Source organism: Enterococcus sp. DIV1421a (assembly GCF_051711025.1).
In the GTDB taxonomy this organism is placed as follows: Bacteria; Bacillota; Bacilli; order Lactobacillales; family Enterococcaceae; genus Enterococcus_B; species Enterococcus_B hirae.
Map to the genome: position 1 here is coordinate 2,558,476 of NZ_JBIOLU010000001.1, position 20,857 is coordinate 2,579,332.

Here is a 20,857-nt window from a genome sequence, read left to right on the forward strand (position 1 = left end):
TTTTATTCTTCTTTCTTTCCTGAAATTCCTGAATGCCGTGTATTGATTATTTGGATTCGTTTATTTAACAATCGGGCTCGTAAAAAGTTCCTGATGATCAAACAAAGCCACACAATGAAATAGATACTCACAAAGGTTAGCGTGTATCTCTCAAAATGAACAGAAACACTTCCATTCAACAGCACCAACAAGAAATAACTAAAGGCATACGTACTAATAAAATGTAGCAGTATAATCTGAAGATAATTAAGCTTCTCAATTCGCTCGATCAGCGATACTACGCCAATAAAAGCCGAGAGAAAGAAGACAAAAAGAATCTCATTTCTCGTGATCTCATGGGTTTGTGAAACTAATTTGAACAGCAAGAAAGCAAAGCTTCCAATACCAATACTTCTCATCATACGTTGTATCAATTTCATCGGGCTCTCCTTTTCATCTTACCAGCTATCAGGTACATTTATTCTACAAGGTTTCCTTATTGAAGCTAGTTTGATTGTCATTTCTTGCATTTTTCTTGTCACTTGTTGCGAAAAGTCTGATCAATTTTTTCTTTTAATGCTTTGGAAAAATAACGGCTAACGAGTAACTCTTCTGTATTTTGTAATGTGACATAGAGATTTCCATTTAAAAGCGACGAATTGATTTCTTTAACCATATAGATATTTAAAATAGTCGTTTTCGATATTTGGATAAATGGTTCTGGGAGTTCTTTCATTAACTGAGCTAGTGTCAATCTTCGCTCATACACTTCATTTTCCGTATAAAAAAAACATTTGCGATCAAGATATTCGATATAAAAAATCGAGAATAAATCTAAATAGACATCTCTTTCTTTTTTATAGTCTCTCACTAAAATAGTTTCCACTTTGTATTTCTCTAAAATATCAGCAATCGAAGTTAAAAATGGTACCTTTTCATGAACTTGAAAAAGTACCATCTCCTCTTGTTTTTTTGGAATCAAATCAAACAATACTTTCATCATGGTCCTCACACTTGTCTAAATTTCTTTTATCATACTCTTTTTTGAGGTGTTCGGACAAGTCATTTATTTGCTCGTCTTCAAAACAAAAGCTTCATAAGGACGTAAATTCAGTTTGCCTGTTGGTATCTGTTTTTGTGGATAGTTTGAAATGACCAGTGTCATCGCTTGATCAGCCAATGTGTATGGCTGATTTTTTTCAGACATATTGCAAACGACTAACCATTGTTCATTATTCAACGTCCGATAATAGGCAAATACGTCATCGGGCGTATCTGTTACCAACTGGTAATCTCCCCAGACGATGAGTTCATTGTTTTTCCGTAACTCGATCAATTGCTTATACGTATAAAAAATAGAATCTTTCTTTGCTAAGGCTGTTTTCACATTGATTGTTTGGTAGTTTGGATTGACGTGTAGCCAAGGAGTTCCTGTGGTAAATCCAGCATGTTCACTATTATCCCATTGCATCGGTGTACGCGCATTGTCACGCCCTTTTGCATTGATCGAACACAAGATTTCTTCCGGAGTAAATCCTAAAGTTAACCGTTCGTGATACATGTTGATCGTTTCAATATCTTGCGCTTCAGAAATATCCTTGATCGGGTAGTTTGTCATCCCGATTTCTTCTCCTTGATAAATATAAGGTGTCCCTTTCATCATATGAAGCAAAATCGCAAACATTTTGCCACTTTCTTCTCGATAATTTTGATCATTCCCCCAACGTGAGATGATCCTTGGCAAATCATGGTTATTCCAAAATAGACTGTTCCATCCTTCATTCCCTAAAGAAGTTTGCCATTTTGATAATACCTGTTTCAACTCAGGAATACTTAATGGTTTTAAATCCCATTTGTCTTTTCCTGCCTGTTGATCCAAACCGACATGTTCAAATTGAAAGATCATCGATAGTTCATTTCTCTTGGGATCAGAATAAAGCTTGGCAATGTCCGTGGTTGCTCCCCAAGTTTCGCCCACTGTCATCAGATCTTTGTTTCCAAAAGTAGCTTGATTCATCTCTTGTAAATAGTCATGAAGTTTGGGACCATTACTTGTTATTTCTTGATCAGGTAACTTCCCAATCGTATCGATCACGTCCATTCGGAAACCACCGATTCCCTTGTCGATCCAAAAGTTCATCATCTGATAGATTTCTTGACGTAAATGGGGATTTTCCCAGTTTAAATCTGGTTGCTTTTTACTATAAAGATGTAAATAATACTGACTAGTTGTTTCATCAAACTGCCAAGCAGAGCCACTGAATATCGACCGTAATTGATTAGGCTCATTTCCATTGATTGGGTCACGCCAAATGTAATAATCCCGATACGGATTTTCTTTACTTTGACGAGCTTCGATAAACCAAGCATGTTCATCTGATGTGTGGTTGACGACGAGATCCATAATGATTTTTATTTCACGTTTCTTTGCTTCTGCAATCAGTTCCTCCATATCAGCCATCGTGCCAAATTCGGCCATGATTGCTTGATAATCACTGATATCGTAACCGTTATCGTCGTTAGGAGATTCATATACGGGAGATAACCATATCGTATCGATCCCTAAATAATGCAGATAATCTAATCGAGCGATCACTCCTTGTAAATCCCCGACTCCATCCCCATTCATATCTTGAAAACTACGAGGATATACTTGATAGACAACTGATTGATGCCACCATTTTTTCTCCATACTTTCCTCCATTGGTTAAAGATTATTGATCCCTCGCAAAAATTGTAACGCTTTCAAAAACGAGAGTAAATAGCCATTATTCTCCTTATTTCTTTCACCACGCCTAAACCTTGATGCTATCGTCTTTTACTTTCAGTTGTTACCGATAACAATTTTTTCCAAAAAAGAACCCTGGCATTTGTTTTCTCGCTAACAATAGCGAGATCTCCATTTGCCAAGGTTTTTTTACTTGTCACACATCATAAAAATTAATCAACTAAATCAAGTTAACTAATGTTCAGTATCCACATGAAGCCAATAAAGACAAAGAATAACAGATACATGATCGGTGATACTTCTTTTCCGCGTTTTGCTGCGATCATAGTAATTGGATAGAAGATAAATCCTAATGCGATCCCATCAGAAATACTGTAAGTTAACGGCATACCGATCAAGATCAAGAAAGCTGGAATGGCGATCTCTAACTTGCCCCATTCGATTTGACGCAACGATTGTGCCATCAATACACCGACAATGATCAGTGCTGGTGCTGTTACTTGTGAAGTCACTACTGATAGCAACGGTGAAAAGAATAAACCGAATAGGAATAAGATCCCGGTCGTTACTGCAGTGATCCCAGAACGGCCACCAACAGCGATTCCGGCAGAAGATTCAACGAAAGCCCCAACTGGTGAAGTTCCTAATAAAGAACCTGCAAGCATAGCTGTTGAATCAGAAGCCAACGCTTTCCCAACACGAGGCATTTTGTTATCTTTCATAAAACCAGCTTGATTAGCTAAACCGACTAACGTGCCTGCTGTATCAAAGAATGTAACTAATAAAAAGGTTAATACGACTACCCACATTTGTAGCGAGTTGATGTCTCCGATATGTTTCAATGCAACTAAGAATGTTGGCTTTAAACTTGGTGCAGCCGAAACTAATTGAGAAGGCATAGGAATAAGTCCAGTCACTAATCCAAGAATCGTGCTAGCTACCATCCCAATAAAAATACCTCCTGGAACACGTCTTATCAATAAGATCGCTGTCACAACTAACCCAAAAATCGTCAACCATGTTGAACCTACGCTTAGTGATCCTAACCCCACTAATGTGGATTCATTTGAAACGATGACTCCTCCCTCATTTAAGCCAAGGAAAGCAATAAATAAGCCAATCCCACCTGAGATCGCATATTTTAAATCAGCTGGAATTGCATCAATGATCATTTCACGTAATTTGAAAATCGTGATCAAAATAAAAATCAAAGAAGCAACGAACACGCCTGCTAAAGCTGTTTCCCAAGGAATCCCCATTCCTAAACAAACGGAATAAGCAAAAAAGGCATTGATCCCTAATGCTGGGGCAGTACCAATCGGGTAACGCGCTAAGACCCCCATTAAAATACAGCCGATCGCACTTGCTAATGCTGTAGCCGTAAACACCGCACCTTCGTCCATTCCTGATGCACCCAAAACTGTTGGATTGACAAATAAGATATATGCCATTGAGATAAATGTTGTAAAGCCTGCAAGTATTTCTCTTCTGACGGTGGTACCTAATTTTTCAATCTCGAAGTAGGAAAGTAGTTTTTCCTTCATCTTTCATCCCCCTAAAACCGAACATTTATAAAAAAGTCCCTCAAAATTTTGAATTATTTAAAAACAACGTGTTTAATCATATACTAAATCAGAACATAAGTAAACAAAAAAGTCGGATTTTAAGCAAAATCCGAACTTTAAGTTTTTTTGATCGTTATGTACTGATTTAACAGTTTTTTTAATAGAAAAGGAGCATTTCAAACAAAATAGCGTACCAAATCGGTTTGCTTTAGCTATTCTTTTAGCTGCTCTTTTCCGATGCGTTTTTGTTCTTCAGCAATGAATCCCTTGATGTCACTTTCTGCCGAAAAATATTTACTAATTTCACTAGAATGAGTCAACGAATTCAAGCCGCCATATCCTGTATCTACCATTTTCCCCCAACCTTTTGTTGGCTTTTTCCCTGTCTTCAAGTTTTTCAGACGGATTTTTTCACTTTTTTCTTCTCGTCGTCTCTGTGAATATTCTTCCATTTTTGCGATTAGATTCATGACAGTCTCTCCTTTCCTTCAAAAATTTGTTATTCATTTATTTAAATTCCTTGTCCTGTGCATCTCCTTTTCAAACACCAGGACCTCTTCTGATTTCAAACATTACAACTTACCGATCACAAAATAGTTTCCTTCTGGATCAGAAAAGTTGAACGTCTCTACGCCATTGTTCTCCATGATTTCACCAGCATTCTCTATTTTTTGATAGATCTCCTCAAATTGATCCGTAAAGAAAATGATCGAAGGAGTCGTACCTAACACTTCTGGCGAAAATCGTTGGACAAAAACTTTTGGAAAAATCCCTAATTCAAATTCTGGTGAAAGTTGCACGATCGTACTTTGAAATTCTTCTGGTAACTCAATCGTTTCACTAACTGTTGCGCCTAGAGTTTCGACAAAAAATTGACTAAGCACTTCAACATTTTCTGCATAAAGCATGACTCTGGTTTTACCGATCATCTCTGATCCTCCTTTGATGGTGTTGATCCTTTTCATTAAGTATATCATGAAAGCGGATAATCAAAGAATTCTCAGTTTAAGAATCGAAAAATCCGACAAGATTTGACAGACTGTGACGATTCTTTGTCAGTTTGTCTTGTTTTGATAAGATTTGATAGCACAACAGCGAAACGAAACCATTCAAAACTACACTCGTTAGAGAAAACAAGATCACATAGAAAAATCCCTCGTTTTTCTATGTGATCTTATTGGTGGAGCGACTTTTCCTTCCTACGTTTCGCTCCTACTTCAAATGTTCATTTCTGGATGTTCCTTTGTTAGCGTAAATGTTTTCCCTTCTACGCCAAATGTTTGTTCCACGCGTTTTTTCAATTCTGTCATTGCTTTTGCGCCACGTGATGCTTGCTCTTTTGTGACTGATTCAATAACCAAAATGGCTTTAGTCGTGTCTTCCGTCAACATTGTCCGTTGCGCTTCTCGCCAGTTGAAACTGCGACAGATTGCTCCTTCGTTATCGTAATAAATGATTTCTTCTGGTAAAGCTGGTGCATCATCTTCTGCTCCTAGAGGTAAGAAACTTTCACCACCGTGAGCTTTTCCTAGATGAAGATCCCCTTTGATTTTTTCTTGATCTTCTCCTCCACACGGCACACCAAATGTTAGAGAAATACTGTTATAGATATCGACTAATGGGTTGATAGGGAAAAATTCACGTTCTTGGCTAGCTCTTTTTAATAACGCTTCAATTGATGAACGGGCTCCTTTTTTGGTTTTAAAACGTGAAAAAGCTTGACGCCATTGGGCAATGACTTCATTTTGACTGAATGTTTCTTCTGTCAAATATCCTCTTGCTTCTTTCGCTGCATCATTCAATAGTTGATGGAAGTGTTCTTCTTTGGCTTTATCTACATGATTATCGATACCTTCGACTACCAAAACTTCAATTGTTGCTTCTGGAAAGACTTCCCAAAAATTTTGTTCTGCGATGATTTTTTCCATGTTTCTGCTCCTTTTATTTCTGTAAATTTTTGACATATAGATAATCTGTCTGAGCATCATCTCCCATATAAAAAATATGTTGGCTATGATGTTGGAATCCATGTTTTTTATAAAAAGTTAAGGCAGGATAGTTATGTTCCCATACCCCTAACCAAATCGCCTCTTTTTGTTTTTCTTGCGCTTTTTGCACAGCAAATTCGATCAATCTAGATCCAATCCCTTTAGATTTAAATGGCGATCGGACATAAATACGTTCGATCTCTAAAAATCCTTCTCCCATTGCTTCTGTTTGTGCTTGCCCTATATTTAATTTTAGATAGCCAGCAATCCGGTCATCTAGTACTGCCCAATAAAATTCTGACTGTTCCTCTTGTAGTTCTCGCCTCAATTTATCGAGCGCATAAGCTTCATCCAAATAGGCCGTCATCAATTCTTCACTGTTGTGTTCACCAAAGGTAGCTTGATAGGTCTCGATACTAATTGCCTGTAATTTTTCTACTTCCGTTTCTTTGATCCCTACGATTTCGATTGTTTTCACCGCTCCAGTCCTTTCAATAAATTCTTTTGTTTCCTTTTTTTATATAATGCCAATCTTCACTCACATTTTTCCGAACTTTTTGCAAAAGTGTGTGTAATTGCAAAACTTCTTGCGGGGATAACCCTTTGACAGCTACTTGATTGGAATAATGATGCTCTCGAAGGATAAACGGATAGACTTTTTTTCCACGATCCGTTGGGTAAAGTTTTTTTATCTTTTTATTGTTTTTATCTGGCATGCTTTTTATCAGGTCTTTTGCTATCAATTTTTTCACCGCACGTGCCGTCGTTGTTCGGTCAACGTTGATCATCTCAGCTAACTTTTCTTGAATAATGCCAGGATGTTCACAGATTCGTACTAAATACAGGTATTGTCCTCTTGTCAAATCAACTTCTTGAAACTCAATGTTACTAATCGAGTCCAAGGCACGGGCAATTGCTCCAATCTCTCGAATGATTTCGTCCATTTTAACCCTCCCTTATCTAGCTTTAGTATGATTTTACTCTTTTTTATTGCATTTGCAACAAAAAAATCACTAAAAATAAAAAACTACCTTCCCTGATCAATCACAATAAGGCAAGGTAGCTTTTTCTAAAATCAATAGTTGCTCTTTGGTCGTACGTTTCAGCGAGAGTTTTGGTAAATCATTTAAGTGGAAGAATTTCATATTAGAAGTTTCATGGTTTGCCACAAACGTACCTGACAAGATAGCGCAAGAAAAAACAATTTTATAGTACTGAAAGGCTTGAGGGATGTCTGTGCGCAGATTCGTATCAAATATCGCTAATAATTGACCTACTTCTACCTCTAACCCAGTTTCTTCTTTGACTTCTTTACGTATATTTTCTTTAGGAGACAAACCAACTTCTGCAAATCCTCCTGGTAATGACCATTCTTGTGTTTTTGTATCTTCGATCAATAGAATCTTCTCGTCTTGTTTGATCCATGCACGTACGTCAACTTTTGGTGTTGGATATCCTTCATGAGCTTCTATTAGGCTTGTCCATTCTTCCTTTGTTTCCAATCCCACTTCACTCAGCAGCTTCAACGAGATTTCTTGCAGCTCTTCATATCGTTCTTTGTCAAACACGTCTTTCCCATAAAGCAATCCAGCTTGAGCAATCGCTAGTAAGCGGCGATAATCGTTTAGTCTAGTTTCCATTCTACTCACTCCTCTCACATGACTATCTTTTTACTTATTTTAGTATAAGTCAAATTTTTTAGCTAACTTCTACTTTAAATAAACGAAGGCTGATTGAAGTAAAAAAATCCAAAAAACTCATCCTTTATTTGATATTGTGCCTTTTTTCATTATACTAATGGTAAGCGCTATCTAAAATAATCAGATTTCATTATGAAGATACGGCGAAACGAGTGTCTTCCTCACTTGTCATACTTAACAAAGAAAGGTTGATCCGATGTATTCTTTAATGAAAAAAATCATTACTGAAAAAGATATCAAACGCCAAGTCTCTTTAGTGGAACTATTACTGAATCACTCGCAAATAACTGTGAACGAATTAGCCGAAGCTGTCAATACCACAGAGCGTACGATTTTTTCTGATCTTCAAACAATCAAAACCCAATTACCTAAAGGCTGGCTAATCAATAGTGACCAATCAGGGATTCAACTAAAAAACGAACAGAATCTCCTGACAAATGAACTGTGGGAAATTTTTCTGACACAGTCGATCAGTGTTCAATTATTGAAAGAATTATTAACGATTAAAGAAGTCGCTACCCCCACCTTTTTAGCACGTAACGGCTTGTCTTATGAAACATTGAATCGTCATGTCAAAAAATTGAATCAACAATTAGTCGTCTACGAATTACAGATTGAACAAAACCGCCACCGTTTGTCGTTTTCAGGTGAAGAAGAAACCATTCGGCTATTTTATCATCGGTTACTTATGCCGTTTACTCATAACAACTATTTCTTCGAGGATTACTCGATCCATGAATCTCACTACTTCCGATTTCTCAAACGTTTACGACAAGCTGAGTTAGCTGTTGACACCGAAGAGGTATTCGGGATTTGTTGGTTTTTTATCAACACGATTCGGATCAAAGCTGGTTGTCGAATCCCGACTTCATTGTTTTCTACCCAGGATCAATTATTTTTACTCTATGCTCCTGAATTAGAAAAACTGTACCGAACTGAAGGGGTCTATCTTAAAGATAAAGAAGCAGCGTTTGCTTTTTCCTGTTTTCTTGACAGCTGGAACTATAACAACTCTTACCCGCCTATGATCTTGGATATTTTACACCGTCACCCTGCAGAAACAAACATTCGTGAATTTGTAAATCGTCTATCAGAAAGCTTAGCTATCAAAGAGTTAGAACAAACAAACTTACCGGAAAATTTGATTTTACTACTCCTGAAATACTATGAATCACCGTTATTGATCGAACAAACAACCAAGCAATATCACTATTATTTAAAAGAATATGAACAAGAATACCCAGAGTTATATCCTCATAAATTCGCTTTGTTGCAACAAGTCAAAGAATCGACGAGCATGGTCAAAAAGGTCACCAATGAGACTTATTTCTTTTATTTACTTTCTTTATTGATCCAACAGACACTTTTAGCCGTGCAGCCGTATCAAGCAACGATTTATTTTATTTTTCAAGGGGAACCTTCATGGAAAGCTTTTTTGCAACAAGAATTAAATGCTTATTTAGGCAAACGAGTGATCTTGGAGCCAATTGAATTGAGTCAATTGTCAGATATCACTATCAAGAAAAATGATCTATTAGTTTCAAATATTCCGATCGATACGCCGCCAATGCCTGTCATTTATCTTTCAACGATCCCGACAAAAAATGAATTGGATCGTTTAAGTGACTTATCGTTGCGATCGTATTTGTAACTCACACTTAGTTTTTTTATGCTCTGTCTTAACATCGATCAATGATCAAGTAACTAACAAAAGCTTATAAATGTCTATTTGGTAATGGCCAAAGAGTACGTTTATAAGCTTTTATTTCCTGTTTGTGGTGGTACTTTTTACGTGGGTAACTCAGCATTTCTTTTTTTGGCGATCATCTTACTGATCCGCTTTTCGATCTCAACGATTACAAAAAGTAATAGAATATTTAGTAAGATCGGTAGTTGCTCTGTCAGGGAAAGACTTGTTGTCCCAATTAGCTGTTGTGCGATCGGTAAGTAAATCACTCCTGCTTGCAAGAGGACCAACATCCCGAGTGACAAGAACAACGCTTTGTTTTCAAATAAACTACGATTCAATGAAGGATCCAGTAACTCGCGGCAATTGATCATATACACAGCTTGAGCAGCTACGATATTTTGTAAGAGCATGGTTTGTTGGAGCGCTTGTCCTTCAAAGCTCATTGCTAGTAAATAAGCAGGAATCATGATCAGCAATGACACATAAAAGATTCGAAACACACTGTAGCGGGTGAGAATCCCTTGCTTTGGATCTCTCGGTGAGCGACTCATCGTGTCCTTACCAGCTTTTTCAAATCCTAAAGCATAGGATAACGTGATCGTAGTAACCATGTTCACCCATAAAATTTGGACAGGTGTCAGTGGTAACGGCTGGTTAACGAGTAGTGCCCAAATAATGACCAGTCCTTGGGCTAAAGCTGTTGGTAAGAAAAAATTGATTGTTTTTTGAAGATTGTCGAGAATCCTCCGCCCTTCTTTGACCGCTTTAGCGATCGTATGGAAATTATCATCACCCAGTACCATGTCCGCTGCCTGCTTGCTCACTTCACTCCCTTTGATTCCCATAGCGATTCCTACATCAGCACGCTTCAAAGCTGGCGCATCATTCACACCATCACCCGTCATTCCAACGATTTCTTCATTTTTTTGAAGAGCATCCACGATCCGTAACTTGTGTTCCGGTGTCGTTCGGGCAAATACATCTACTGATTTCACTTGTTTCGCTAGTTCTTCATCTGATAAGCGATCAATGTCAATTCCTTCTAACACGTTTTTTGTGTGTTTGAGACCGATTTGTTCAGCAATTGCCTGCGCAGTGTCTTTATGGTCTCCTGTGATCATTTTCACCGAGATCCCTGCATTTTGACATTCTTTGACTGCTCGGATCGCACTCTCTTTTGGTGGATCGATAATTCCTGCAATCCCTACAAAGGTCAGTTCATTCAATTGATCATGTCCCAATTCTTGATCAGGAGCAAGTGTCTTATAAGCAAAGCCTAAGACTCGTTGTCCTTTTTGGGCGAGTTTCATCGCTTCCTCTTGCCATTTTCCGACTTGTTTCGGTGTCAAGTTCGCTTTTGCTAGTAATACTTCCGGTGCCCCTTTGACATAAACAATCGCATGTTCCTGTTTGTCATGCATTGTTGCCATGTATTTATAGCTTGAACTAAATGGGATTTTTCCTTTGACTGGCTCCAAAGGTAGTGATGCTTTTGCCGTGTAACGCAGTAAAGCAAGTTCGGTCGGGTTTCCTGTTAATTCGGCCACGTTTTGATTTGCTTTGGTTTGGATCTCTTGGCAGTTTTTCATGATTGCCAACATGGTTTCTTCTTGATCCGTCACTGTTTCGACAACACTCATTTCGTTTTTTGTCAGGGTTCCTGTTTTATCCGAACAAATCACGGTCATAGAGCCAAGAGTTTCCACAGAAGGCAAACCTTTAATAATCGCTTGCTCTTTAGCCATTTCGTTCACACCTAAAGAAAGGATCATCGTGAGTACTGCTGGTAAACCTTCCGGGATCATCGAAACGATCAAAGCAATAATCGTTGAAAATAAGAAGTTCATTTCCAAGCCATATCTAAATGTCGTGAAAAAGAGTAAGAACAAGCTAAGGAAAAGAATCCCACGAAAGATCTGCTTGTTTAGTTGGTTGATCTTTTTAACGAGTGGTGTAGTTTGTTGTTGGACTGATTGTAGTGCCTGATTGATTTTCCCGATTTCAGTGGTATCTCCCGTTTCGATAACCACACCAATCGCAGTCCCTGTTTGAACTAAGGTACCAGAAAATGCTAGATTCTTCTGATCACCGGTTGAGACGGTTGTCGTCAATCGTTCGCTAGTCTTTTCAACTGCTTCCGACTCCCCCGTCAATGCGGCTTCTTCTACCATGAAGTCATGGACCTCAATCAAGCGAACGTCTGCAGGTACAACATCGCCTGCTTTCAACGCTAACAAATCACCTGGCACTAATTCTTTAGCTGGAACCAATTCTTTGATCCCTTCTGTGAAAATCACCGCGTTCTGTCCTAAAAGTTTTTCTAAGCCGTTTAACGCTTCCTCAGCCTTTCGCTCTTGCCAATAACCAACAAAACTATTGACGAGAACGACTGCCAGAATAATACTGCCTTCAATCACTTCTCCTGTAAAAAATTTTAACAAAGAAGCAACCAATAAGATAATCATCAATAATTCTGTCAAATGCTTCAAAAACTTTCGTAATGGACTAACTTTCTTTTTTACTTCTATATGATTATAGCCGTTTTCTTTTAAACGACTGATACGCTCATCTTGGTTTAGCCCATCTGGAGTCGTTTTGAGTGTCTTCATCACTTCTTGGGCTGTTTCTTTATACCAGACCATCGCAATCCCTCCTCTTTCGGTTGTGATACTTTTATTATAGGTAGGAGAGACTTGATTTAACGTCAATTATTTCAGAGGACCCTGAAAAAAATAGGGGAAAAATATCGAATCATTTTGGAGCGGTCTGACGAATCCGTTGATAGATCAAGTTCAAGGCACCAAACCAAACAACGGAAACTACGGGAATCATACGAGTAGTTGGTTCAAAAAATAAACTGATTCCTACCAAACCAAAAAAACATAGAATGAGTCGATCTTTCCATTTTTTCAACTGACTTTTCGTTAATTTTAGATGGGCAAATAAAATAGCAGACCAGACAAATAAGAACGAAATCGTGGTCATGCCTGCAAGTAATTGAAATAAAATCCGACTATCTGATACAAAAAAGTGTAAACAAAGACCTAATAAAAACATGCCTCCAGTAAATAAGATACCGTGCAAGGGCACACCCCGAGAAGATAATGTTAGAAACCATTTTGAAAGATTTTTTTCTTTTGCCGTATTATATAAGATACGACTCGTACTATAAATGGCACTATTCGTGGAAGAAAGGGAAGCAACCAAGATGATCAAGTTGATGACTCCTGCCCCTTTGCTACAATGAATGAACTGTAACATCGTGACCAACGGACTTTCTTTTAAATCTAAAGATTGCCAAGGAACGACTAACAAAATCGCCACGATCGTTCCAATATAGAAAAAGAGGATACGTGCGGGTAAGCATTGGATCGCTTTTTTAAGGTTTTTCTGTGGATCTGCTGTTTCGCCCACCGTTAAACCGATCATTTCAACTCCGGCAAAACTAAATAAAACCATTGGAAAAGCAGCAACTAAGCCGGTTAGTCCAAATGGAAAAATGGTTTGGAGCTGATCAAAATTTTCTCTGACACCAATTTTTGGTGACTTGAAGTACAAAAAGCAAACGCCAATCCCTAAAAGAATAAATAATAAAATCCCAAAAATCTTGATAGTTGAAAACAAGGATTCCAACTCACCAAACCAACGAACCGCAACTACGTTAATGATCACTAAGGCAATAAGTGCGAAGATCCCACTGATTAAGGGAGAGAGTGCTGGTAACCAAAAGCGGATATATAAACCAATCGCTGTCAATTCGGTCAATCCAGCACCCATCCAACATAACCAATACGTCCAGTTGACTAAAAATGCCCATCGTTCGCCTAAATAGTATTGGATGAAATCGCCGATCGATTGAAACTCATTATTGGATAAAAAGAGCTCACCCATCGCATACATCAACCCATAAATAGCGAGACCGCAAACAAAATAAGTAAGCAAGACAGCAGGTCCCGCCAACTTGATTGCTTTGGCAGAACCTAAGAATAGTCCAGTCCCGATCGCACCTCCTAGCGCAATCATCTGGATATTCCGGTTCGTCAAAGTTTTCTTCATTGTGGTTCTTTCCATCTTACTCACCTTTTCTTTATTCTTGATTCAATTTTTGTTGGACTTCTTGTTCCCATGATGGTTTTCTGATTTTATCAATACATAATGGGGCAATGAATAGGATCAAACTAATCACTGTTACTGCGATAAAGTTGATCAACGTTCCAGCTTGCATCGTCAAACCTACCGAACAGCCAATTGCTGCAAAAAGAACAAGTACAACGATCCATGCACCTAAATCACCCTTGCCACCTTTTTTACCGATTCTAAATGGTCGAGCAAGTTCAGGTTTGGCTTTTCTTAATTTCAAAATAGCAATCCCCATAATGACATATACAATACAATAAATCACTGTCGTGGAGTTCACTAACATCAGAAATGCCTGATTGACACCTGGTATCAACAAATAAAACAAAGCAAAGATCGAAATAATCGTTGATTGTGTTAAGATCACTGATTTTGACACATCAAATTGGTTCGTTTTCCAAAAATTGAATTTTGGTGGATATGCTCCTTTTCTCGCACTTGCAGTGACTGTTTTTGCTGGTCCTGAAGCCCATGCAGATAATTGGACAGCTACACCTACAAAGACTAATAGACTGAAAATATTAACGATGATATGTGGTAATCCTAGAATCTGACAATAGATTGAAATGGATTGCGCAATATTATTCAACTCCATTTGGCCTTTAGGTACCACATTTGCTACGACTAACGCATTCAACGTATTCACAAAGAAGAGAAAAATCAATGCAGCAAAGATCCCTTTAGTATAAGTTTTTACAGGATTTTTCAAACGGGTGATGTAGACAGAAGACATCTCGATCCCCGTAAAGATAAACATGATTGGTGCAAAGTAAACGAATGATTTCGCTGTTTCGGCATCAGGGATCAATTTAGCCCAAGAAAAATGACCTAATGTTGCATGTGGTTGGATACCGACTTTGATCCATGAAAAAATACCTAAAAGAAGCATAATTGCTAATGGAATATATAGACCTAACCAAACACCGATCTTCCCACCAATTTTAGCCATATCAAATTTCAAATTTAATAATGTAATGATCCAATACACGACTAGAATAACGATCAAAGTAAATTTACTGTTCAACCCTAAAGGAACGTTATCAATCATATTACCCAATAAAGGTGCTAGCGCTGAAGCGACCATCACCATCCCTGGAAACATTTGGACCCATAAAAGCCATGAGACAACAAAGCCCCATTTTCGTCCTAAAGAATTTGAGACCCAGAGTTCTGGTCCACCTTTTTGGGGAAACATCCCAGCAAATTCACCTGAGATCAACGAAATAGGAAAAGCATAAAATAATACCGCTACAAGCATATAGAAAAGCATCGTCCAACCCGTGGCTGCAACATCAGGAATGTTCCGAACACTAGCAACTAAGGCACAAGTCATACCGATGAATGTCAGTGTAGTGATTTGTGAAGTTTTCGAATCTGTCATTGTTATTTTCCTTCTTTCCATCAACACAGAATAAACTATCTAATTTGAACGTTACAGGGGGGAAAAGCTATGAACGAAAAAAATTAATGGCAGTATTTCATTTTGAAAAAGAACTGCTTGCGTTTACCCGATTACTCACTAGTCTTCAACTATCTGAGTTTGACATAATCTTGATATCTTGAATCGGAAAAGCGTTTGAACATCCACTCTTTCTACTCTGAATACAACAATTCAACGTGCATCATCTATCTTCTTTGATCATAGCTTCCTGTAACACCGTTCTTCACTAGACAGTTTATCGGTTAATTTTTATTGTTATAAGATTTCATTGAGTGTTTTTTCCATGGCTTTGGTAATGCCTTGCGTATAGAACTCGAAAATCTTGTCATCATTAAGATAGGGTGTCATAATTGCCGCTCTTAGCAATGTCACTTTTTGTTCTTTTTGCCATTCTTCTTTCGAAAGACCTATCCGTTCAATGAAAGGAAGTGGGGAATCTCCATATTCTTCTTTCATAAAGGTCGTATGTGAAGTAATGAAATGTTCACTATAAACATCCCCTTCCATATAAGAAGAACGATTGAACATTTTTTCATTCAATTCATTGATCGTTTTTAAATCCGTGCATCCTTTGACTTTAAATACCCAATTGACCATATTAAAATCTGGATGATTCAAAGGATAAACTTCAATCGTTTTCCCTTTGATGGTAAAGCTCAATTGTTCTAAAAATGCTCGGAAACGTTGAGCTGCTTCAATCGAGGCACCAATCAATTGACCATAACCAGTAATGTTCAATGGCAATACACGATGAGCAGTCCAAACAGCAGCAGCCGTTGCCCCGGCTTTTGATCCTTCTAAAATATAGGCGCCTAACATGTCCGGTGCTTTTACTGATTTTTCAAAAACATAAGGAGCAAAATAGGAAATAATGTTACGCATTTCTTTGTGTTTGATTACGATACCTCCAGCAGCATAAGGAACATAGCCCATTTTATGCGGATCGATCGTGACCGAATCTGCCTCAGAGATTGCTTTGAACCCATCGTAAACACTTTGATCAATGGAAACATCATAATTAAATACATGATGTTCTTCAAAAAAGTCTGGCAGAGATTCATAAGGTACAAACTCGCCTGCTTCATTTAAGAACAATGCACGTGCATACCCGCCATAAGCTGCGTCAACGTGAAGATAGAAATAAATTCCTTCTTTGTATAATTTTTCTCGCAATTCGACGATTTTATCTACACTATCCACTTGGCCTTCTTCCGTAGTCCCAACGACCGCTACCACACCTAGGACTGGAATCTTTTGTGCGGCTAATTCACGGATCGTTTTTTCTAAAATAGCAACATCCATACGATAATCTTCTTGAACTGGGATAGCGATCATTTGATCTAACCCAATCCCGCAAATGTCTAAAGCTTTCATCCATGAATAATGCTTCGTTTGTGGCACTAACCATTTGCCAAGTTCTTGGAGGTGTTTCCCACTACGAGATGAAGCTGCTTTGACAGCATCTAATTCTTCATCACTGAAGGTTCCAACCATTTCTAAGATTTCTTCGACAGAAAGATTCAATAGTTCCCAATCTGTTTTATCTTTGACTTTTTCAGGATAAACTTCCTTCACTGCAAGGGGAATAGATTTGATACAACGTGCATACCAAAGACCTTCAAGGTTTGCGATCGAGCCATCTGCTGTAATATGGCCCCAGCCACCGGTCATATTGAATAAATCAGCAAAATCTTGCCCTACTTCTGCCTCCATTTGTGAAGTTGCCATAGAAGATTCCAATGCCACATTATTCGGATTCCAAAGCATAGCAAAGTTATAAGCAAGCAAGGCAGGCATCAATGTCTCAGCGTTCATTTGCCCCCAATAACGCCCAGCAGAATGCCAAGGGATTGATCCTGCACGCATCCGTTGACTGACTTCATCCAAGACTTCCACCATATGCTCACGAGTGGCGATATATCGAGGTGCTTGTTTGTCGGCTTCACTAATGGCTGCAACGTCACCAGGAAGATAATTCTCTCTCCAGCCTAAATGTTCATCGACCATCTTGTTCAATTGCATTTTGTAAAATGCGCCATTTTCTGATTTGTCGCCAATAAAGACGGCTTTGATATCCATATCTTTCATGTCTATTACCTCCATATTGTTCTCGTTGGCCAACGATTTTGTAACTGCAGATGAAACCATCCATCTGTATCACACTACTGACTATAGAACAAAAAATGAGATAATTTTTTTTATAACATTGTAAAATAACCCCTTTTTTTAGAAAAAAATAAAGAAAGTCTGATTTTTCAGAATTTTCTACTCATAATAACGAATATTTTATAAAAACGTGAGATAAAAAACTGTCGTTTCTTAAGTGTGTTTAAAAATAAATACGTATATTAAAAAAATAATTATTTTATTTATCCGTTTACTCATCCATTTTTTACTTTTATTGTATTTTTTTCACAAGAATCTTTTCTCTTTATATTTTTATAAAACATCGTTTTATAACAAAAAAGCTTGTCAACACAAGCTTTTTCATTCATATGAAAAAAAATAAAGGTGTTTTAAACTTTAAATCATGGCATAATGAATGGTACATTGTTCAACCATCTACAAAGCGGAGGAGTTTTAATGTTTGAAGACTATTTGGAAAAAAATATTTTACGCCAGTTATTTCTTTGCGGTCAATTCTATCACAAAAAAGAAATCGATTTAGACGAACTATCCCATTTATTACAAGTCTGCAAAACAACGTTACTCAATGACATCAAAGCGATTCGAACTGAACTCAAGGATGAGATCATCTATAGCCAACGAGAAAAAGATACTTGTTCCTTGTATTTTGATCCTACGATCCCTCGTTTTCGCCTGATACAAAAATTAGCACGCCCTTCTTTATTTCTTAAAACTTGTCAGTTATATCTTGAAAATGAACCTAATTATCTCCAACTGACTGAAATCGAGTATATTTCTGTTAGCAAAGCGTATTCATTAAAAAAACAAGTACTTGCTTATTTTGAAGATTGTGACATTCAAATCCAACACCACTCTCCACGATTTACGGAGATCGAACGTCGTTTATTATTATTGAATGTGACTTATCGAACGGGTACCTTGAAGATCCCAACACTTCCAGCAGACTACTTCCTGGCAATAGATGAATTTATCGAATCGGTAACCTTTAATAGCAGGCGTATCTACGATAAAGACAACCGTGAGATCTTACGTATTGGATTGTTGATCAGCTATTTGTCTCAAAAAAGGCATCCCTTATCGATTGAACAAGATTTTATAGCCGAACTTCAAAAACGCCCCATTTATCAATATGTGATGGATGCATGGCATACAACTAAACTAAAATATTATTATCAAGAAAATGAAGTATACTTTGCTTTGATCTTATTTAATCTCAGTGATTATGGCTTCAATTCTTACCAAGCAATCGAAGAAGACTTCTGTCACCTCCATCAAGTTTTCATTGAAGATAGCCAATCAATCAAACAACTGATTACCCAGTTTGAAAGCTATTTCAATCGAAAATTCATCGGTAACCGAGCATTCGAACGCGCTTTAATTCGTTTGATGCGCACCGCATGGGATAATTATCAACTCTTTGTACCTGAAAAATTTTATCTTTTGTCCCCAGAACAGCAATCCTTATTAGCCGAAATACAGCCTTTATTCAACCAATGGTTAGCCCAATTACCTTATAGACTACGACTTAAAATCAATTGTTTGGACGCTTTCGTTATTGAATTAAGTGGCATTTTACGCATTAATAAAACAAAACTCAACGTCCGTATCGTTACCAACTCAGACGTAAAATATCTGATTTACCGAGAAGCCTTAGAGTCCGTCACTACTTTCGATATGGAAGTCGATCCCGTTGTTTATCAGCACTTAGACGAAGCAATAAAAAGTGCTGCACAACAAGAAAACACTCGAATTTTATGTGAAAAAACTCTCTATACGCCAGAAGCAGAACAGTTTCCGACAATTGTTCCCGTTTCCGTAGACACAATTGAAAAATCGATTGTCTGGGCAGTTCAAGCAGTTCGATAAGCCGTGCTGGGAAAAACCGGCGTATGCTTCACTGAAAGCCAGCTTCCAGTGAAGAAACCAAGTTGTTAGCACAACTGTTTAATAACGTTCGTTCTATAAACTGGCCGATGTTAGGCAATTAAAAAGCAAAACAAAAAATCTCAAAACCTGGAAAGTTGTTTTGAGATTTTTTCTATATTGCAAATGTTTCTACGTTGGCACATCGTAATAAACGAGTTGCGTGATATTTATAACTTATTGTCGTGCATCCGAGCCGATTTCTTTATTTAAAAAGAACGAAATGATCGTTCGGATCACAACCAAAGCAGCTAACTGGAAGACATCTTCCAAGGTTGGTTTGATAATGGACTCAATGATACCAGCTGAGATCAGGACTTCTAAACTCAACAAGATATAGCCACCTAACATTTTTTTGATTGCATTGTTTTGGTTAATCCGCTCTGCTTTGATTCTTCGTTCCGTAAAAGAAAAGTAGAGAAAATCTTTGATAGCTAACCAAGCACCCCAGAGAATGATTAAAATAGCAAAAACGTCTAATACGATGACTAATAGTTCCAAATAAGGGGCAAGTTTCTCGATCAAATTAATTTCCATTATGTGTTCCTACCTTTACTTGCTTTTTATCTTGTGTTTCTAAATTCAAGAAATAGGAAATAATCGTTCGAATAATGATGATCACTGCTAATTTTAAAATATCTGTCCAAGTTGGTTTGATAACTGATTCAATGATATCTGCTACCACTAGCACCTCTAGACTCAGCAAAATATAACTAGCCAATAATTTGCGTACTTCCGCATTTCGGAAATTACGCTGTTCGTAGTCTTTTTTCAGTGGGTGCCAGTCAAAAAGATTTTTTAAGACTAAAAAAATCCCTACCAGCAAAATAATGATTGAAGCAATATTCAAAATTGCGATCAACCAGTCCAAATAAGTTATCAAATTTGTATCAAACATCTCACTGTCCCCTCTCACATTCATTTTAGTTCACGAACAAATGCCTACTGTTTGATGATAGAGAAAAAGCACGAAATTAGCAACTCATCTTTTCTTTGAGAAAATGAATTCGTTTCAATGTTGAAAAGACTGAACAATTGTGTCCTGTTCCGTAAACATATCCATTCATTTTTAAAAGGCACGATTCCCCCTTTCAATGATCAAAACTTAGCAGATTCAACAACCGAAGACACTTTCCTATATATAAGTAAAAAAAGAGCCTACTTTTCATGATAAAGTAGGCATCTTCATTCATTCAAAACAACATAACTCTAAAGCTACCTCTTATCATAGTTGATGAGGTCAGCACTCAAAATAACACAAAACTAAAACAGCGATCGAATAAAGCACAACGCTTCTACATTTTGGAAACATTCAAAACAACATAGCTCTAAAACAAACTCAATGTGTACTGCGTTGAACCCTTAGTTTTGGAAGCATTCAAAACAACATAGCTCTAAAACTCCAGAAATAATATAAATCCAATGACGGACGTTTTGGAAGCATTCAAAACAACATAGCTCTAAAACCTCGCAGAAAAATTTTTTTCTCACGAAATCTCGTAATCGCGCTACTCGTCCATAGCAAAACTTTCGTCTTGAATGCTCATTCATGCTGTTT

At 37.5% G+C, this 20,857-nt stretch carries 18 protein-coding genes; 2 read left to right on the forward strand and 16 right to left on the reverse strand.

Features of this window, described 5'->3' with window-relative positions; translation table 11 throughout:
• Positions 1-2: 2 nt before the first annotated feature.
• From IGK21_RS11575 to IGK21_RS11620, 10 genes are all read right to left on the reverse strand, one after another.
• Positions 3-419 carry a DUF3021 family protein gene (locus IGK21_RS11575; protein WP_010720973.1) on the reverse strand — a complete coding sequence of 139 codons (417 nt, stop codon included), beginning with the start codon at positions 417-419 and terminating at the stop codon, positions 3-5.
• A gap of 98 nt (positions 420-517) precedes the next feature.
• The gene (locus tag IGK21_RS11580) at positions 518-982 is read right to left on the reverse strand and encodes a LytTR family DNA-binding domain-containing protein (protein ID WP_014834434.1); all 465 of its coding nucleotides are present in this window, start codon (positions 980-982) and stop codon (positions 518-520) included.
• A gap of 63 nt (positions 983-1,045) precedes the next feature.
• Positions 1,046-2,671, reverse strand: a complete 1,626-nt coding sequence (locus IGK21_RS11585) for a glycoside hydrolase family 13 protein (protein WP_181915148.1) — start codon at positions 2,669-2,671, stop codon at positions 1,046-1,048.
• 266 nt (positions 2,672-2,937) lie between these two features.
• A complete protein-coding gene (locus IGK21_RS11590) occupies positions 2,938-4,251 on the reverse strand; it encodes an NCS2 family permease (protein ID WP_010737017.1) in 1,314 nt (437 codons plus the stop codon).
• A 233-nt stretch (positions 4,252-4,484) separates the two neighbouring features.
• Complete coding sequence (locus tag IGK21_RS11595; RefSeq protein WP_096709881.1) at positions 4,485-4,742, reverse strand: hypothetical protein; 258 nt, start codon at positions 4,740-4,742, stop codon at positions 4,485-4,487.
• A 102-nt stretch (positions 4,743-4,844) separates the two neighbouring features.
• Positions 4,845-5,201 carry a VOC family protein gene (locus tag IGK21_RS11600; protein WP_010720978.1) on the reverse strand — a complete coding sequence of 119 codons (357 nt, stop codon included), beginning with the start codon at positions 5,199-5,201 and terminating at the stop codon, positions 4,845-4,847.
• A gap of 288 nt (positions 5,202-5,489) precedes the next feature.
• Complete coding sequence (locus tag IGK21_RS11605) at positions 5,490-6,200, reverse strand: B3/B4 domain-containing protein (RefSeq protein ID WP_178306346.1); 711 nt, start codon at positions 6,198-6,200, stop codon at positions 5,490-5,492.
• A gap of 13 nt (positions 6,201-6,213) precedes the next feature.
• Positions 6,214-6,738 (reverse strand): GNAT family N-acetyltransferase, encoded by a 525-nt coding sequence (locus tag IGK21_RS11610; protein WP_181915149.1) that lies wholly within the window; start codon positions 6,736-6,738, stop codon positions 6,214-6,216.
• A gap of 13 nt (positions 6,739-6,751) precedes the next feature.
• Entirely contained in the window at positions 6,752-7,204 is a 453-nt protein-coding gene (locus IGK21_RS11615) for a MarR family winged helix-turn-helix transcriptional regulator (protein WP_010720981.1), read from the reverse strand.
• A 96-nt stretch (positions 7,205-7,300) separates the two neighbouring features.
• Positions 7,301-7,900 (reverse strand): NUDIX hydrolase, encoded by a 600-nt coding sequence (locus tag IGK21_RS11620; RefSeq protein WP_010720982.1) that lies wholly within the window; start codon positions 7,898-7,900, stop codon positions 7,301-7,303.
• Between the two features lie 256 nt (positions 7,901-8,156).
• Between IGK21_RS11620 and IGK21_RS11625 the strand changes: the two genes are divergently transcribed.
• Entirely contained in the window at positions 8,157-9,611 is a 1,455-nt protein-coding gene (locus tag IGK21_RS11625) for a helix-turn-helix domain-containing protein (protein WP_010720983.1), read from the forward strand.
• A 137-nt stretch (positions 9,612-9,748) separates the two neighbouring features.
• On the opposite strand, the gene IGK21_RS11630 is transcribed toward IGK21_RS11625, so the two are convergent.
• The 4 genes from IGK21_RS11630 to tdc all read right to left on the reverse strand — a co-directional run bounded on the left by IGK21_RS11630 (position 9,749) and on the right by tdc (position 17,316).
• The gene (locus IGK21_RS11630) at positions 9,749-12,292 is read right to left on the reverse strand and encodes an HAD-IC family P-type ATPase (protein ID WP_034700471.1); all 2,544 of its coding nucleotides are present in this window, start codon (positions 12,290-12,292) and stop codon (positions 9,749-9,751) included.
• Positions 12,293-12,401: 109 nt separating this feature from the next.
• Positions 12,402-13,721 carry an amino acid permease gene (locus IGK21_RS11635; protein ID WP_181915150.1) on the reverse strand — a complete coding sequence of 440 codons (1,320 nt, stop codon included), beginning with the start codon at positions 13,719-13,721 and terminating at the stop codon, positions 12,402-12,404.
• A gap of 16 nt (positions 13,722-13,737) precedes the next feature.
• Positions 13,738-15,168 carry an amino acid permease gene (locus IGK21_RS11640; RefSeq protein WP_010720986.1) on the reverse strand — a complete coding sequence of 477 codons (1,431 nt, stop codon included), beginning with the start codon at positions 15,166-15,168 and terminating at the stop codon, positions 13,738-13,740.
• Positions 15,169-15,483: 315 nt separating this feature from the next.
• Positions 15,484-17,316, reverse strand: coding sequence for a tyrosine decarboxylase (tdc, locus tag IGK21_RS11645; protein WP_010720987.1), 1,833 nt, complete (start codon positions 17,314-17,316; stop codon positions 15,484-15,486).
• A gap of 495 nt (positions 17,317-17,811) precedes the next feature.
• On the opposite strand from tdc, the gene IGK21_RS11650 reads away from it, so the two are divergent.
• Complete coding sequence (locus IGK21_RS11650; protein WP_094940227.1) at positions 17,812-19,242, forward strand: helix-turn-helix domain-containing protein; 1,431 nt, start codon at positions 17,812-17,814, stop codon at positions 19,240-19,242.
• 234 nt (positions 19,243-19,476) lie between these two features.
• Here IGK21_RS11650 and IGK21_RS11655 read toward each other — a convergent pair whose 3' ends face one another.
• Both IGK21_RS11655 and IGK21_RS11660 read right to left on the reverse strand, forming a co-directional pair.
• Positions 19,477-19,836 (reverse strand): DUF1622 domain-containing protein, encoded by a 360-nt coding sequence (locus IGK21_RS11655; RefSeq protein ID WP_010720989.1) that lies wholly within the window; start codon positions 19,834-19,836, stop codon positions 19,477-19,479.
• Positions 19,826-20,197, reverse strand: coding sequence for a DUF1622 domain-containing protein (locus tag IGK21_RS11660; RefSeq protein WP_010720990.1), 372 nt, complete (start codon positions 20,195-20,197; stop codon positions 19,826-19,828). The genes IGK21_RS11655 and IGK21_RS11660 overlap by 11 nt, the downstream gene beginning before the upstream one ends.
• Positions 20,198-20,857 lie beyond the last annotated feature (660 nt).